Source organism: Streptomyces sp. NPDC001750, assembly GCF_042892615.1.
Lineage (GTDB): Bacteria > Actinomycetota > Actinomycetes > Streptomycetales > Streptomycetaceae > Streptomyces.
The window spans coordinates 389,442-405,876 of record NZ_JBIAUE010000004.1; the positions used below are offsets into that span (position 1 = coordinate 389,442).

A 16,435-nucleotide genomic window follows, 5' to 3' on the forward strand; every position below is an offset into this window, starting at 1 on the left:
ACCACCGGAACCCCGGTGGTCGGCACCGTCGAGGTATACGGAGTCGGAGCCTGGTGCGCGAGCGTGCCTGTGCCCGGTTCGGTTTCCCGCACAGGAGAGGCCCCGCCCGCCATGACCGTACGCCGCAGCGCGGCAATGCTCGCCGCGACCACGGCCGCCGTGCTCTGCGCGGCTGCCCCGGTCGCGGTCGCGGCGCCGTCCCCGTCGCCCACGCCGTCCGTCGCCCTGCCCGCCGGGCTGTACGGCACGAAGGACCCCACCTACGACGGTGTCTGGCGGCAGTCGCTGGCCTTCCTCGCGCAGCGGGTCGAAGGCGTGACGCCCGCCGCGAAGTCCGTGGACTGGCTGATCGGCCAGCAGTGCGCCAACGGCGCCTACGCCGCGTACCGGCCCGACGCCTCCAAGCCGTGCGACGCGAAGACGGTGCTGGACACCAACGCCACCGCGATCGCCGTGCAGGCCCTCGCCGAGGTCGGCGGGCACGGGGAGACCGTGAACGACTCGGTCCGCTGGCTGAAGTCCGTGCAGAACGAGGACGGCGGCTGGGGCTACGCGGCCGGTGCGCCCAGCGACGCCAACTCCACCTCCCTCGTGATCGGCGCCCTCGCCCGGCAGGGCCAGCGGCTCGCGGACATCGTCACGCCCGACGGGAAGTCCCCGTACGACCCGCTGCTCGCGCTCTCCATCCCGTGCGGTGAGAAGGACGGCGGCGCGTTCGCGTACCAGCCGGACAAGGCGGGGAAGCTCGTGGCCAACGCGGACGCCACCGCCGCCGCCGTGCTCGGCAGCATGGGCAAGGCCCTGGCCACCGGCAACAACGCCGCTGCCAAGGGGACGAGCTGCCGCCCCGCGGCCTCCGGTTCCGCCCTCACCCCCGAACAGGCCGCCCAGAACGGCGCCCACTACCTCGCCGGTGCCCTCGCCGCGAAGGGACACCTCGACCTGGCCCCGATGCCGGGCGCCGAGGACTCCGCCCCGCAGCCCGACATCGGCAACACCGCGGACGCGGTCGTCGCGCTGTCCGCCTCGGGCCACCAGGACAAGGCGGCCGAGGCCGTGGCCTGGCTGAAGAAGAACTCCGGTGCCTGGGCCGAGCAGAACGGCCCCGCCGCCTACGCGCAACTGGTCCTGGCCGCGCACGCGACGGGGAACGACGCCCGGGACTTCGGTGGCGTGAACCTGGTCGACAAGCTGAACGCGACCGGTCCCAAGCCCGCGGCGATCACGACCCCGGATCCGTCCGCCGACACCGGGTACGAGGCCACGGAGAAGGACCGGGTCCACAGCGGCGACGACGTGATCGGCGGCGTGTGGTGGTTCGTCGGCATCGGCCTCGTCGTCGGTGCGGGCGTCGGCTTCCTGATCAGCGGCCGCCGGAAGAACCAGCAGCTGTGAGGCGGACGGGAGGGGCCGCCGCCGCGGTGCTGACGGTGCTGAGTGCGGTGCTGCTGGCCGTGCTGGGCGCGGGCGAGGCCCGGGCGGCCGGCTACCGGTACTGGTCGTTCTGGGAGGGCTCGGGCCAGGGCTGGGCGTACGCCACCCAGGGCCCCGCCCTGGTCCGGCCGGACGACGGTGCCGTGCAGGGCTTCCGGTTCGCGGTGAGCGAGGACTCCCAGAACGCGGCCCGGCCGCGCCACGCCCCCGGCTTCGCGAAGATCTGCGCGGACACCCCTGCCGAGAAGGGGTCCAAGCGGGTCGCGCTCGTCATCGACCCGGGCACCGCGGCGGACGCTCCGGACGGGCGGACCCCGCCCGCGCTCCGGACCGCGTGTGCCGTGGTCGCTCCGGACGCGAGCACCGCCGAGGCGCTCGCCGCGGTGGCCAAGCCGTTGCGTTACGACGGCAACGCGCTGCTGTGCGCCATCTCCGGCTACCCGGCCTCCGGCTGCGGCGAGCAGGTGTCGGGCGACGGGCACAAGAAGCCTGATGCGTCCGCCTCCGCCACGTCCGCCGCGTCCGCCGACGGTTCCGACGGCGGCGGACCGTCCGCCGGGATGCTCGTCGGGGCCGGCGCCGTTCTCGCCCTCGGCTCGGCCGCGGTCGTGCAGGCCCGCCGCCGCCGAGGATGACCACTCCCACCAGCGGCCCGGCGACCGGGGACGGGGCACCCGACCGCCCTGCCACCGGCCGTCCGGCGACCGGCCCCACCCGCACCACCGGCGTCACCCCTGCCCGTACCACTCGCGCCCCCCGCCCCGCCGACCGGCCACTGCGCGCGCTGCGCGCACCCGAGGCGAACCGCAGCAACGCCCTGCCCGCCGGGGCGTGGTGGCTGTGGGCGCTGGGCCTCGCCACCGCCGCTTCCCGCACCACCAACCCGCTGTTGCTCGGGCTCCTCGTCGGGGTCGCGGGCTATGTGGTCGCCGCGCGCCGTACGGACGCGCCCTGGGCCCGTTCGTACGGGGCGTTCATCAGGATCGGACTGTTCGTCGTCGGCGTGCGGCTGGTCTTCTCCGTCCTCCTCGGCTCACCGGTCCCCGGTACGCATCCGCTGTTCACGCTCCCCGAGGTGCCGCTGCCCGACTGGGCGCAGGGCGTCCGGATCGGTGGCCGGGTCACCGCCGAGCAGCTGGTCTTCTCGCTGTACGACGGGGCGAAGCTGGCCGCCCTGCTGATCTGTGTCGGCGCGGCCAACTCGCTCGCGAACCCGGCCCGGCTGCTGAAGTCGCTGCCGGGCGCGCTGTACGAGGCGGGGGTCGCCGTCGTCGTCGCGATGACGTTCGCGCCGAACATGGTCGCCGACGTGGCGCGGCTGCGCACCGCGCGACGGCTGCGGGGTCGCCCGACCGGCGGTGTCGCGGCGGTCCTCCAGATCGGACTGCCGGTCCTGGAGGGCGCGTTGGAGCGGTCGGTCGCGGTGGCCGCGTCGATGGACGCGCGCGGCTACGGGCGTACCGCCGAGGTCCCGCCCGCCGTCCGGCGCGCCACGAACGCGCTCACGCTCGGCGGGCTGCTCGGGGTGTGCGCGGGCACGTACGGGCTGCTGTCCGCGCAGGGCGCGGTGTACGGGCTGCCGCTGCTGATCGCCGGGCTCGTCGCGGCGGCGGCCGGGCTGCGCCTGGGCAGTGCCCGGTCGGTCCGTACCCGCTACCGGCCCGACCGCTGGGGTGCGCGGGCCTGGCTGGTGGCGGGTTCGGGGGGCGTGGTGGCGGTGGCGATGATCTGGGCGGGCGGTGTCGACCCGGAGGCGCTGCACCCGGGGGTCGTACCGCTGACCGCGCCGGTGCTCCCGTTGTGGCCCGCGGCGGCGGTGCTGGTGGGGCTGCTGCCCGCGCTGGTGGCCCCCGTTCCGCCGCCGGTGGGAGCCGGTTCGAAGACGCGGCCGAGTCCCGAGGAGGACCAGTGATCCGGTTCGAGCAGGTTTCGGTGCGGTACGAGGGGGCGGAGCGCCCCACCCTGTCCGGGGTCGATCTGACCGTTCCCGAGGGCGAACTGGTGCTGCTGGTCGGCCCGTCCGGGGTCGGCAAGTCGACGCTGCTGGGGGCCGTCTCCGGTCTCGTGCCGCACTTCACCGGTGGCAGGCTGAGCGGCCGGGTCACGGTCGCGGGGCGCGACACCCGTACCCACAAGCCGCGCGAACTCGCCGACGTGGTCGGCACGGTGGGCCAGGACCCGCTCTCCCACTTCGTCACCGACACGGTCGAGGACGAGCTGGCGTACGGGATGGAGTCGCTGGGGCTCGCCCCGGACGTGATGCGGCGGCGGGTCGAGGAGATCCTGGACCTGCTGGGTCTGGCGGGGTTGCGGGACCGGCCGATCGCCACGCTCTCGGGAGGGCAGCAGCAGCGGGTCGCGATCGGTTCGGTGCTCACCCCGCATCCGAAGGTCCTGGTCCTCGACGAGCCGACGTCCGCGCTCGACCCGGCGGCGGCCGAGGAAGTGCTGGCCGTGCTGCAACGGCTGGTGCACGACCTGGGCACCACGGTCCTGATGGCGGAGCACCGGCTGGAACGGGTGGTGCAGTACGCGGACCAGGTCGTCCTGCTGCCGTCGCCGGGCGCCGCTCCGGTCATGGGTGCCCCCGCCGATGTCATGGCCGTCTCCCCGGTCCGTCCGCCGGTCGTGGCGCTGGGCCGGCTGGCGGGGTGGGAGCCGCTGCCGCTGTCGGTCCGTGACGCCCGGCGCCGGGCCACCGGCCTGCGCGAACGGCTCGCGGACCGGCGACCGCCCGCCGCGCCCGCCCCGGCCCGGACCCTGGTGTCCCCGCTGCCCGCCGTGCCCGCCCCCGCGCGACGCGGCGCCCTGGCCCGGCTGCTGGGGCGCGGCACGCACACGGCCGCCCCCGTTCCCGGGCCCGCCGTCGACGTCCCGGCCCGGGTCGAGGACCTCGGCGTGCGGCGCGGGCGCGTCGAGGCGCTGCGCCGGGTCACGCTCTCCGTCGCCCCGGGCGAGACCGTCGCCCTGATGGGCCGCAACGGCGCGGGCAAGTCCACCCTGCTCGGCGCGCTCGTCGGCATGGTCGAACCCACGGCGGGCACCGTCCTCGTCGGTGGCCGGCCCCCGCACCGCACGTCGCCGCGCGAGATGGTGCGCCGGGTCGGGCTCGTACCGCAGGAACCGCGCGATCTGCTGTACGCGGACACGGTCGCCGCCGAGTGCGCCGCCGCCGACACCGACGCGGGCGCCGCCGCGGGCAGTTGCCGGGAGCTGGTCTCGAAGCTGCTGCCGGGTGTGCCGGACGACACCCATCCCCGCGATCTCTCCGAGGGGCAGCGGCTCGCGCTCGCCCTGGCGGTGGTGCTCACCGCGCGTCCGCCGCTGCTGCTCCTGGACGAGCCGACCCGCGGTCTGGACTACGCGGCGAAGGCCCGGCTGACGGGGGTGCTGCGGGGGCTCGCCGCCGACGGGCACGCGATCGTCCTGGCGACGCACGACGTGGAACTCGCCGCAGATCTCGCGCACCGGGTGGTGATCCTCGCCGACGGGGAGGTCGTCGCGGACGGGGAGACCCGGCAGGTGGTGGTCTCCTCCCCGGCGTTCGCCCCGCAGACCGCGAAGATCCTCGCCCCGCAGGAGTGGCTGACCGTGGCACAGGTGCGTGACGTGCTGGAGGAGCGGTGACGAGCGGGCACGAGGGACGGGCGGCGAAGGTGGCGGACGGGCGTCGCGCGCCCGCGGGCCCTGTGGAGCGAACGGACGGCCCGGCCCGGACGGAGCGCACGGCCCTCACCGGGCATGCGCGGCGGTCGGGCCGGACGGTACGGCCGGTGCGTCTGGGGCCGCGCGCGATCGCCGCGCTCGTGCTGATCAGCGCGATCGGCGTGGTCGCGTTCGGCTGGCCGCTGCTGGCCGACGCGGGCTCCGGTCTCGCGCACTCCCAGGACGCGCCGTGGCTGTTCGCCGCGCTGCTGCCGCTGCTGGTCGGCGTGGTCGTCGCGATGATCGCCGACTCCGGGCTGGACGCGAAGGCGGTGGCGATGCTGGGGGTGCTGGCCGCGGTCGGTGCCGCGCTGCGCCCGCTCGGCGCGGGCACGGCGGGCCTGGAGCCGATGTTCTTCCTGATGGTGCTGAGCGGCCGGGTGCTCGGCCCCGGCTTCGGATTCGTGCTCGGCTCGGTGACCATGTTCGCGTCGGCGCTGCTGACCGGCGGGGTGGGGCCGTGGATGCCGTTCCAGATGCTGTCGATGGGCTGGTTCACCATGGGCGCGGGTCTGCTGCCGGGCCCGGACCGGCTGCGCGGGCGGGCCGAGCTGCTGATGCTCGCCGGGTACGGGTTCCTGGCGGCGTTCGCGTACGGCACGGTGATGAACCTGTACGGATGGACGATCGTGCCCGGCGCCGGCTCGGGCATCTCGTACCACGCGGGTGATCCCCTGTCCGAGAACCTGGTCCGCTTCCTGGCCTACTGCGCGGCGACCTCGCTCGGCTGGGACCTGGGCCGGGCCGTCCTCACCGTGGTGCTGACCCTGACCCTCGGCTCGACACTGCTGAAGGCGCTGCGCCGGGCCACGCGCCGGGCCGCCTTCGACGCGCGGGGCACGTTCGACGCCCCTGACGGGTGAGGGCCCGCGCATCCGCTTGACCTCCATGACCGGGTAGGGTGACAGTCACTCCCTCTCCATTGCCTTGATTTCCCTCTACTTTTCCCCGGATTTCAGGGCTTTCGGGACTTTTCACACCGCGTCAACACCCGACAAAAGCCCGGTTTTCTCTTACTTGGACGACTTAATTACCCGTTGGGCCATATAGGCGCATTTTGCTCTGACGTCCGTTCCCGTCAGCGGCCGGAGCGTTGACACATACGTGGAACCTCGTGATTTCTGGGATCGGAACACCGTCCTGGCGGAAGCTTTCTGCGCCAGCGACGAACGCATGCGCCGAGCGCAGGCTTTGCTGGACGAGGCGCAGGCGGAGCGGAGCCGGACGCTGGCCGCGTTCGCCGTCACGGTCGGCGACGACGGATCCATCGCGGACCTGATGGGCCTGAACGAACGCGAAGTGCGATTAGCGCGACGCACGGTGGGCCGCAATGACGCGCGCTCGCTCGCCCAGGAGTTGCTGAGCCGGAAGCAGCGGGCGCCCAAGGAGGTACCCGGCGAAACCGCCGCCCCCGGCCCGGTCGCCGCCCCCGGCCCGGTTCCCGCCGCCGGCCCGGTTCCCGGCTCCGTCCCCGCTCCTGCTCCCGCTCCCGCTCCTGAGATCCCTCTGCCGCATCCGCGCAAGGAGATGACGGTGCGGACGACGGGGAGTGCGCGCATGAGCACGCCGCCCGTGATCGTGCCGCCGGTCCCGGCCACGCCCCCGACCGTGCCCCCGCCCCCCTCCTCTCCTCCCCCGGCACCCCCGGTCGAGGCGAACAGCACGGTCGTCTGGTCGCCCAGCATGGACTCCGTGCTGTTGTGGAGCTGGGAGTCCGGGCTCGACGTGCAGACGGTCGCCGCCGAACTCGGCCTGGATGTCAGGTCGTTGCTGAATCGGGTGCAGGAGCTCGCCAACGACGGGATGCTCACGCTCGCCAACCCGGACCCGGAGGTGAACCGGTCGGGCCGCCACCGCCGCCAGAACTTCGACGAGCAGGCGTACGCGGCGCTGTTCGCCCCGACCACCACCTTTCCCACGCACCTGCCGTACTGAGCGCCCGACGCCGGGGCCGGCCGGCGCCCGGTCCCTTCCTGGGCGGAGTCGGCCGGCTCCGCCCAGGAAGGGACCGTTCAGCGCCGCGCGGCGACGGCGTCGAACCAGCGCACGATCTCCGGTCCCGACTTCATGTACGTGGCGATGTGGTCCGCCGTTCCCTGGTCGACGACCTCGGCCTCAACGCCGTGCGCGGCCAGGTCGGCGGCGCAGGAGCGGGTGTTGGCGACCGGCACGTCGGTGTCTCCGGACGAGGTGTGGAGACGTACGGGGACATCCGGCCTCCAGGCGCAGCTGCCGTCCTGGGCGCGCACGGCGGCCAGCAGGGCGCCGGAGGGGTGCTGCATCTGCCGGTAGTAGTCGTCGGTGAGCAGTTCCCGCAGCGTCGTGGGCAGGGCGGGGATGATCTCCTCCTCGGTGTGGTGGGTGTCGAAGAGGTCGTCGACGATGCCCGCGTACGGTTCCCGGAAGACCTCGGAGGGGTCCTCGTAGAGCGGGTGGAGGCGGTTCTGCGCGGTGAGGAAGTACGTCATGTAGAAGACGCCGCTGATGTCGTTGACCCGGCCGTCGAACAGGGCGGGCATCTCGGCGTGCTCGATGTCGTACGGTCCCGAGACGGGAGCGAGGGCGCGGAGCCGGAAGTGCCGTTCGGCGCCCTTGTCGAGGGCCTTGGCCAGGGCCATCGCGACCTGGCCGCCCTGGGAGAAGCCGCTGACGTACAGATCGCCGGTGAGCGACCGGCCCAGGCTCCGCACGGCGGTGCGGGAGGCGCGCAGCATGTCGAGGGAGGCGGTGACGGCGGACCCGGTGTCCATGTACGGGTGGCGGCCCGGTCCCTTGCCGAGCCCCAGGTAGTCGGGGGCGGCGACGGCGCGGCCGGCGGAGGCATGGAGATACGGGGCGAAGCGGCCGAAGTCCTCGCCGACGGAGGGGGCGTAGTCCCGGTGGGCCATCGTGCCGTGGGTGTCGGAGACCAGGTCGAGGCGGTGCGGACCACCCTCGGGAAGGGCCAGGAGGCCGGTGGCGGTGGTGGGCGCGCCCTGCGGGGTGACGGTGCGGTAGGTGAGTCGATAGGCCCGCACTCCGTGGCGGACGGTGCCGGTGTTCATACCGCCGGAGCCCAGGAACCGCATGACGTCGGAACGTTCGAGACCGGCCACCGGGGTGACGTCGAGGAGGTCGCCCCGGCTGCGGTGCGCGGCGCCGGTGCGAAGCGAGTCCCCCTGCATCAGGGGCTGTTGCGCGACGGAAGCGGTGGCAGCGGGGGCCGAGACGACGGCGGAAGCAGTGACAACGGGGGCGGCGGTCGCGACGGCGGGGGCTGCGCCGAGCGTGGTCAGGACCACGACGGCGGCGGCGAGTCCCCGCCGGACGGTGCGACGACGGCGAAGGCGACCCCGAGTCGCCTTGCCCGTAAGGCTGTTCTCTTTCATTCCTCCGACGCTATACGGCCGGACACCGGACGCACATGGGTCCGGCCCCCGACCCGGGAGTGTCGCCGAACGCACCGCGGGCCGGGGGCCCTCCGCATGGACGTACGGCTCGCCGTCACAGCCGCTGGATGATCGTGCCGGTCGCCAGGGCACCGCCCGCGCACATCGTGATCAGCGCGAACTCCTTGTCCCGGCGCTCCAGTTCGTGCAGGGCGGTGGTGATCAGCCGGGCGCCGGTGGCACCGACCGGATGGCCGAGCGCGATGGCCCCGCCGTTGACGTTGACCTTGTCCAGATCCTGTTCGAAGACCTGGGCCCAGCTGAGCACCACGGACGCGAACGCCTCGTTGATCTCCACGATGTCGATGTCCTTGAGCGACATCCCGGCCTTGCCGAGCACCGCGCGCGTCGCGTCGACCGGCCCGTCGAGGTGGTAGTGCGGGTCGGCGCCCGCGAGTGCCTGCGCGACGATCCGGGCGCGCGGCCTGAGTTTGAGCGCGCGCGCCATGCGCTTGGACGCCCACATGATCGCGCAGGCCCCGTCGGAGATCTGCGAGGAGTTGCCCGCGGTGTGGATCGCGGTGGGCATGACCGGCTTGAGGCCCGCCAGCGCTTCCATACCGGTGTCCCGCAGCCCCTCGTCGCGGTCCACCAGACGCCACATGCCCTGCCCGGCGGCCTGTTCCTCCTCGGTGGTCGGCACCTGCACCGCGTAGGTCTCGCGCTTGAACCTCTCCTCGGCCCACGCGACCGCCGCCCGCTCCTGCGAGAGCACTCCTAACCGGTCGACGTCCTCCCTGGTCAGACCGCGTTTGCGGGCGATGCGTTCGGCCGCCTCGAACTGGTTGGGCAGGTCGACGTTCCACTCGTCGGGCCAGGGCTTCCCGGGCCCGTGCTTGGAACCGCTGCCCAGCGGCACCCGCGACATCGCCTCGACGCCGCAGCTGATCCCGATGTCGATCACTCCGGCCGCGACCATGTTGGCGACCATGTGGGAGGCCTGCTGCGAGGAACCGCACTGGCAGTCCACCGTGGTGGCGGCCGTCTCGTACGGAAGCCCCACGGCGAGCCAGGCGTTGCGGGCCGGGTTCATGGACTGTTCGCCGGCGTGGGTGACCGTGCCGCCGACGATCTGCTCGACGCAGTCGGCGTGGATCCCGGTGCGCCCGAGGAGCTCCCGGTAGGTCTCGCCCAGCAGATAGGCGGGGTGCAGATTGGCGAGCGCGCCTCCGCGCTTGCCGATGGGGGTGCGTACGGCTTCGACGATGACGGGTTCCGCGGCCATGAGCTCGTCCTCTCCTCGCGCCTCCGCAGAGGCGTCCCGGCGCCCGCGGAAGCAAACTAGTACGCGTTCTAGTTCTTTGGGCAGTCTTATGAGACCCGCCGCCGGTGCGCAAGGGTGTTGCACGCACCGACTGCCGCGACCGCGTGAACGCCGCCGGGAGTTGTACCGTTCCATCGCGGTCCGCCACACGGTCGCCCCACCCGCTCTTCACGCAACAGAACCGACCACCCCTCTTGCCAGTTGTAGAACCCGTTACTACCTTGCGGACAACTTCTGATGGACCGTCAGACAGCGTCGGACGGCCCTCGGACCGACCTGGAGACGCCGATGCCCTGCCCCCATCTGCCCGAAGGCTTCGACTTCACCGATCCCGACCTGCTCCAAGCCCGCGTCCCGCACCCGGAGTTCGCCGAGATGCGGCAGACCGCACCGGTCTGGTGGTGCACCCAGCCGGCCGGCATCTCCGGTTTCGACGACGAGGGCTACTGGGTCGTCACCCGGCACGCGGACGTCAAGTACGTCTCCACCCACCCGGAGCTGTTCTCGTCCCACACCAACACGGCGGTCATCCGCTTCAACGAGTCCATCGGCCGGGACCAGATCGAGGTCCAGAAGCTGATCATGCTGAACATGGACCCGCCCGAGCACACCCGGGTACGCCAGATCGTCCAGCGCGGCTTCACCCCCCGGGCGGTGCGCTCCCTGGAACAGGCCCTGCGCAGCCGGGCCCGCTCGATCGTGGAATCCGCGCTCGCCGGAGCCGGCCGCGACACCGGCCCCGGCGCCGACTCCGGTACGGCCCCCGGCCCGGACTCCGGTACGGACCCCGGGACGAGCTCCACAGCGAACCTTGAAGATGACGGTTCGTTCGACTTCGTCACCCGGGTCGCCGTCGAACTGCCGCTCCAGGCGATCGCCGAACTCATCGGCGTACCGCAGGAGGACCGGTCCAAGATCTTCGACTGGTCCAACAAGATGGCCGCGTACGACGATCCGGAGTACGCGATCACCGAGGAGGTCGGCACCGAGGCGGCCATGGAGCTGATCTCGTACGCGATGAACCTCGCGGCGGCCCGCAAGGAGTGCCCGGCCAAGGACATCGTGAGCCAGTTGGTCGCCGCCGAGGGCCAGGGGAACCTCTCCTCCGACGAGTTCGGCTTCTTCGTGATCCTGCTGGCCGTCGCCGGGAACGAGACCACCCGCAACGCCATCAGCCACGGGATGCACGCCTTCCTCACCCACCCCGACCAGTGGGAGCTCTACAAGCGCGAGCGTCCGGAGACGACCGCCGAGGAGATCGTCCGCTGGGCCACTCCGGTGGTCTCCTTCCAGCGGACCGCCACCCAGGACGTCGAACTGGGCGGGCAGTTGATCAAGAAGGGGGACCGGGTCGGGCTGTTCTACTCGTCGGCCAACAACGACCCCGAGGTCTTCGAGAACCCGGAGACCTTCGACATCACCCGCGACCCCAATCCCCACCTCGGTTTCGGGGGTGGCGGCCCGCACTTCTGCCTCGGCAAGTCCCTGGCCGTGATGGAGATCAACCTGATCTTCAACGCGATCGCCGACATGATGCCGGACCTGCGGCTGGTCGGTGAACCGCGACGGCTGCGCTCGGCCTGGCTCAACGGGATCAAGCAGCTCCAGGTCGACGCGGGGCGCCCGGGGCCGGCCTCCGGGTGAGCAAGTCCCTCCGGATGAGCAGGCCCTTCCGGATGAGCAAGCCAACGGGTGTCGTACTGCTTTGACGGTACGTCACTTCGGTTGGGGCAGCCGGCCCGGGGGCAACGGCGGGGGGCCGGCACGTGATTTCGTGGTGGCCTCGACGGTGGTGTCGATGGCCACGCTGTCACTCGTCGTATGGGCCCTGGGCACGGCTTCCTGAGCCGTTCGAGTGGCGGACCGGAGCCGATGGGCGGATGCTGGTCGAGCGGCGATCCAGGCCGAAGGGGTGCCGGGACGATGTGTTCGTCCCTGCGCCCCTTCGGCACCTCCGTACGGCGGGAGTTCGGCACGGGCCGACGCGGCGGGTGCGATCGTCCACGTACGTCCAGTGCGAGGACGACCCTCCGCCCTGCGATGCGCCGCATCCGACGCCGCACATTGATCCACCAGGGATTACGGGGCAGCCCTTACGACCTCGCCCACGATTGGCGGTGGGAGAAGGAGCGGTGTCTGGGGCCTTCGAATCCAAGGCGGAGGAGGGAGTCGGATGGGGTCTCCCCTGCTCGAAAGCAGCTGAGAGCTCGGGGAAGGAGCGTCGGCAACTGACGACAACGCCGGAGGCGGAGGTCCCGAACGCTGCGACGCCGCTGACAATCGTGGGCGAGGTCGTTAGCCGTGCCTGCCTCCCACCGCGTCGCCGACCTGTCTCGACGGCGCCCCGTCCACCAGGTCGTCCAGCGGTTTCGCCGCGGCCGGTACGGCTGGTGTCCGCAGCTTCCGGGGCCCGGACAGCGCGTAGGTGAGGCCGAAACCGAGCGCGACGACGGCCGCACCGCCCACCGCGTCCAGCACCCAATGGTTGGCCGTGGCGACGATCGCGGAGACCGTGAACAGCGGATGCAGCAGCCCCAGCGCCTTCATCCACAGCTTCGGGGCCAGCATCACGACGACCACACCGCACCAGAGCGACCACCCGAAGTGCAGCGAGGGCATCGCCGCGTACTGGTTGGTCACCGAGGTCAGCGACCCGTAGTCCGGCTTCGCGAAGTCCTGGACGCCGTGGACGGTGTCGATGAAGCCGAGTCCCGGCATCAGCCGGGGCGGCGCCAGCGGGTAGAGCCAGAAGCCGACCAGCGCGAGAACCGTGGCGAAGCCGATGGAGCTGCGGACCCAGCGGTAGTCCGCGGGGCGCCGCACGTACAGCACCCCGAGGATCGTCAGCGGCACGATGAAGTGGAACGTCGTGTAGTAGAAGTCGAAGAAGCCCCGCAGCCAGTCGATCTCGACGACGGCGTGGTTGGCCCAGTACTCGATGTCGATGTGCAGCGACTGTTCGAGGGAGTGGATCTGCGTGCCGTGGCGTTCGGCCGTGTCCCGGCCTGCCGTGGCGGCCAGCCTGACTTGCGAGTACGCGGAGTACACGACCCGGATCAGGAGCAGTTCCAGCAGCAGGTTGGGGCGGCTGAGCACCCGGCGCCAGAACGGCAGGAGCGGGATCCGGCTCCAGCGGGCGGCGACCGGGGCCGCGTGGTCGGTGGGGACCGGGTCGTGCCAGTAGGGCGAGGTGCGCGGCAGGAACGGTACGACGCAGGCCGCGCCGAGCGCCGTGATCAGCAGCACGTTGTCACGCACGGGGACGACCACCGCCATGTTCGGCAGCAGCATCTTCGCGGGCAGCGTGAGCACGAGCACCACGACCGTCGGCCACATCAGCCGGTCCGAGGCCCGCTTGCCGACCCGGCCGACGACCGCGAGCAGCACCCACAGCAGCTGGTGCTGCCAGGCGGTCGGCGAGACCGCGACGGCGACACAGCCGGTCACGGCGACGGCCAGCAGCAACTGTCCGTCGTGCGCGTACCGTACGGCGCGGCGCAGCCCGAACCAGCAGACGACGGCCGCCAGCGCCACGAACAGCGCGATCTCCAGGGGGCCGGTCAGGCCGAACCTGAGCAGCGCGCCGTGCAGCGACTGGTTGGCCAGACTGTCCGCGTTCCCGCCGAGCCCGGCGCCCGCGACATGGTGAACCCAGTACGTCCACGAGTCGTGCGGCATCGCCGCCCAGGCCAGCGCCGTGCAGGCGGCGAACGTGATCCCGCCGGTCACCGCCGCCCTCCGGCGTCCGGTGAACAGGAGCAGGACCGCGAAGAGCAGGACGGTCGGCTGGAGCGCGGCCGCGACACCGATCAGGAGGCCCGAGCCGCGTTCCCCGCGGACCGCGAAACAGGCCAGCAGCACCAGGAGCACCGGGATGATGCTCGTCTGCCCCAGGTGGAACGCGTTACGGACCGGCAGGGACAGCATCAGCAGGCTGATCGCCACCGGCGCGGCCAGCAGCGAGGTGCGGCGCGCGACCGGGCCCGGCAGCGCACGCGCGGCCACGATCCCCAGGGCGACGACGAGCAGCAAGGAACCGAAGGTCCAGACGACCCCCAGGCTCTGCTCCGCCGCCCGGGTCAGCGGCTTCAGGACCAGCCCGGCGAACGGGGTGCCGGTGAACCGGTCGCTGTCGTAGAGCGAGCCCGTCACGTGCAGGACGCCGTTGTCGCCTATCCAGGTCTCCAGGTCGGCGAGCCGCTCGCCCGGCGGACGCCGCAGCACCACCGCCACCTGCCGCACCGCCAACGCTGCCACGACCAGCCAGAGCAGGACCCGGGCAGCACCCGTCCCCGTCCCGGTCGCCGCATCCGAGCGCACACTGTGTTCCGCATTCGCCACGCTGCGCCGACCCTCCCGCCGTTCTCGCGCCCGTCCCTCGACATGGGCGCGCCGTGAAACCTTCGCATTGCACCATGAGGAAGACCCAATCAACCCCCTCGTCGCCTGGCTGTCATCCCGCCTTTTTCCGAAAGGATGACCGAGTGACCGCTCGCGACGAGACCTGAGCGCGGTGACCGGTGACGGACCGGTCACCAGTCGCCGGCCACCGACCGTCGCCAATGGATCACCTGCCGTCGCCCATCGGTCGGGGTTGGTCGGCGGTTTCGGAACCCGGAACCGGGCCCGTCGCTCCCACGTCCTCCCCCTTGTTCGTCGATCACGGTTCGTCGATCACGGGGGAGGAAGACGGATGGGGCGTGGGTGGCTGGGCCGGGCGTGGGTGGTACGCGCGCTGTCCCTGGCATTGCTGCTGGTGTCGACGCAGCTGGGATCGCTGATCAGCCCGGCGTACGCGTGCGGCTGCGGGGCGATGGTCCCGAGCAGGGCGACCGAGGTCGCCGTCGACCGGGAGACGTCGGTGGTGGCCTGGGACGGCCGTACGGAAGAGATCGTCATGCGCCTCACGGTCCGTGGCGACGCGCCGGAGGCGGCCTGGATCATGCCGGTGCCGCACCGGGCCGACGTGGAGCTCGGTGATCCGTCGCTCTTCTCCGAGCTGGACGCCCTCACCGCGCCCGTACCGACGACCCGGCACTACTTCTGGCCGCGCTCCGGCGACTGGCCGTTCACCGGCCCGGGAGGCATCGCGGACGGGGCGGGCCGCCCGTCGGCCGCCGCCCCGCCGGTAGAGGTCGTCGGCCGCGAGCGGCTCGGCCCCTTCGACGTGGCGCGGCTGGCCGCGACCGACCCGAAGGCGCTCCGGGACTGGCTGGACGACAACGGCTTCGAGCTGCCCGACCGCCTGGCGACGGCGCTGAAGCCCTACGTCGACCAGAAGTGGGAGTACGTCGCGATCCGCCTCGCGCCACGGGACGGGAACGACCCGCTGCACGGCGACCTGGACCCGCTGCGACTGCGCTTCGCCAGCGAGCGGCCGGTCTACCCCATGCGGCTGTCGCAGCTCGCCTCGACACCGCAGCGGCTCGCCCTGTACGTGCTGGCGGCCCACCGCATGGAGCCGCGCGACGCGATCGGCGGTGCCGCGCCGCGCGTGACGTACGCGGGCCGGATCGATCCCGGCCGCGACGGGTCGGCGCAGGACGGTACGGGGCAGGGTGGTTCGGCACGGGACGGGGCCGAGGCGCTGTCGGCGATGACCGGCGGCAAGCCCGTGTTCGTCACCGCGATCGAGCAGTGGTTCCCGCGTCCGGAGCGGATCGACGGCGATCACGAGCTGAGGGCGGCCGGCGCCGACACTCCGTACCAGACCCTGGTGTACCGGAACGAGCTGCTGACCGTGGGCGGGATCCCCGCCTGGTTGCTTTCGGTCCTGGGGGCCGCGCTGCTGGTCGTCATCGCGGTGGTGTGGAGGAGGCGGGCCAGGCGGCGCCGGAAGCGGCCGGGGACGCCCCCGGCGCCGGTCACGGCCGCGGTCACGCCGACGCGCTGAGCGGACCGCCATGGGCCCGCCCGTCCGGGAGAGGTGCCCGTTCGCCCCGCCCGTCCGGGAGAGGTGCCCGTTCGCCCCGCCCGTCCGCCCCCGTCTCCCCGCGCATCTCCGTCCGTCTCCCGCCCGTCCCCATTCGTTCTCGTAACGTCCGCTGATCGAGCGGATCAATCCGTTCGATCTCGCGTTCGCGCCCCGGCCACAATGACCGGCATGACCTGGACCATGGCCCACGAACCTGTCGGCTCCCCGGACGCGTCTCTGCTGCGTCGCGACTACTACGGCGAGGTCGCGGGCCGCTACTGGGGACGGCCCGCGACCGCCAAGGAGATCGACGAGGGGCTCACCGACGACGGGGCCGTCCGGCTCGTGCCGCCGACCGGACAGTTCGTCGTCGGCCGGTTCGAGGGGAGGGCCGCGGCCTGCGTCGGCCTGCTGGTGGCGGACGCGCACGCGGGGATCGCGGAGCTGACCCGGGTGTTCGTGCGCCCCGAATACCGCGGCACGGGCGGCGGCGGGCTGCTCCTGGCCGCCGCCGAGCACGCGGCGCGTGCCTTCGGCATGCGCACGATCCGGCTGGACACCCGCCACGACCTGGTCGAGGCACGAGGACTGTACGCCAAGCACGGGTACCGGGAGGTCCCGGCGTTCAACCAGGGGCTGTACGCGGAACACTGGTTCGCCAAGACGCTCGGGTAGAGCCGCCTCCGAGGC

12 protein-coding genes are annotated in these 16,435 nt (G+C 72.5%); 9 read left to right on the forward strand and 3 right to left on the reverse strand.

Annotated elements, in window-relative coordinates; genetic code table 11:
- Window positions 1–111: 111 nt before the first annotated feature.
- The 6 genes from ACFYY6_RS09955 (at window position 112) to ACFYY6_RS09980 (ending at window position 7,074) form a co-directional block, all read left to right on the forward strand.
- Window positions 112–1,395: a prenyltransferase/squalene oxidase repeat-containing protein gene (locus ACFYY6_RS09955; RefSeq protein WP_389192491.1), complete on the forward strand. Its 1,284-nt coding sequence runs from the start codon at window positions 112–114 to the stop codon at window positions 1,393–1,395.
- Window positions 1,392–2,069 carry an SCO2322 family protein gene (locus ACFYY6_RS09960; RefSeq protein WP_351525018.1) on the forward strand — a complete coding sequence of 226 codons (678 nt, stop codon included), beginning with the start codon at window positions 1,392–1,394 and terminating at the stop codon, window positions 2,067–2,069. Before ACFYY6_RS09955 ends, ACFYY6_RS09960 begins: the two co-directional genes overlap by 4 nt.
- Window positions 2,066–3,346: an energy-coupling factor transporter transmembrane protein EcfT gene (locus ACFYY6_RS09965; RefSeq protein WP_389192494.1), complete on the forward strand. Its 1,281-nt coding sequence runs from the start codon at window positions 2,066–2,068 to the stop codon at window positions 3,344–3,346. The genes ACFYY6_RS09960 and ACFYY6_RS09965 overlap by 4 nt, the downstream gene beginning before the upstream one ends.
- Complete coding sequence (locus tag ACFYY6_RS09970) at window positions 3,343–5,061, forward strand: ATP-binding cassette domain-containing protein (RefSeq protein WP_351627792.1); 1,719 nt, start codon at window positions 3,343–3,345, stop codon at window positions 5,059–5,061. The genes ACFYY6_RS09965 and ACFYY6_RS09970 overlap by 4 nt, the downstream gene beginning before the upstream one ends.
- A gap of 146 nt (window positions 5,062–5,207) precedes the next feature.
- Window positions 5,208–6,002, forward strand: a complete 795-nt coding sequence (locus ACFYY6_RS09975; protein WP_351525021.1) for an ECF transporter S component — start codon at window positions 5,208–5,210, stop codon at window positions 6,000–6,002.
- A gap of 310 nt (window positions 6,003–6,312) precedes the next feature.
- Window positions 6,313–7,074 (forward strand): hypothetical protein, encoded by a 762-nt coding sequence (locus ACFYY6_RS09980; RefSeq protein WP_351525022.1) that lies wholly within the window; start codon window positions 6,313–6,315, stop codon window positions 7,072–7,074.
- A gap of 77 nt (window positions 7,075–7,151) precedes the next feature.
- Here ACFYY6_RS09980 and ACFYY6_RS09985 read toward each other — a convergent pair whose 3' ends face one another.
- Entirely contained in the window at window positions 7,152–8,507 is a 1,356-nt protein-coding gene (locus ACFYY6_RS09985; RefSeq protein ID WP_389192499.1) for an alpha/beta hydrolase, read from the reverse strand.
- A 115-nt stretch (window positions 8,508–8,622) separates the two neighbouring features.
- The gene (locus tag ACFYY6_RS09990; RefSeq protein ID WP_351525024.1) at window positions 8,623–9,792 is read right to left on the reverse strand and encodes a steroid 3-ketoacyl-CoA thiolase; all 1,170 of its coding nucleotides are present in this window, start codon (window positions 9,790–9,792) and stop codon (window positions 8,623–8,625) included.
- Between the two features lie 327 nt (window positions 9,793–10,119).
- On the opposite strand from ACFYY6_RS09990, the gene ACFYY6_RS09995 reads away from it, so the two are divergent.
- Window positions 10,120–11,475, forward strand: a complete 1,356-nt coding sequence (locus ACFYY6_RS09995) for a cytochrome P450 (protein ID WP_389192564.1) — start codon at window positions 10,120–10,122, stop codon at window positions 11,473–11,475.
- Between the two features lie 651 nt (window positions 11,476–12,126).
- Here ACFYY6_RS09995 and ACFYY6_RS10000 read toward each other — a convergent pair.
- Window positions 12,127–14,151: a bifunctional glycosyltransferase 87/phosphatase PAP2 family protein gene (locus ACFYY6_RS10000; protein ID WP_351525972.1), complete on the reverse strand. Its 2,025-nt coding sequence runs from the start codon at window positions 14,149–14,151 to the stop codon at window positions 12,127–12,129.
- A 373-nt stretch (window positions 14,152–14,524) separates the two neighbouring features.
- Here ACFYY6_RS10000 and ACFYY6_RS10005 point away from each other — a divergent pair, with 373 nt between their 5' ends.
- Together ACFYY6_RS10005 and ACFYY6_RS10010 are read left to right on the forward strand one after the other, a co-directional pair.
- Window positions 14,525–15,724, forward strand: coding sequence for a DUF2330 domain-containing protein (locus ACFYY6_RS10005; protein WP_389192502.1), 1,200 nt, complete (start codon window positions 14,525–14,527; stop codon window positions 15,722–15,724).
- A gap of 210 nt (window positions 15,725–15,934) precedes the next feature.
- Window positions 15,935–16,420 (forward strand): GNAT family N-acetyltransferase, encoded by a 486-nt coding sequence (locus ACFYY6_RS10010; protein WP_389192505.1) that lies wholly within the window; start codon window positions 15,935–15,937, stop codon window positions 16,418–16,420.
- The last annotated feature ends 15 nt before the right edge of the window (window positions 16,421–16,435 follow it).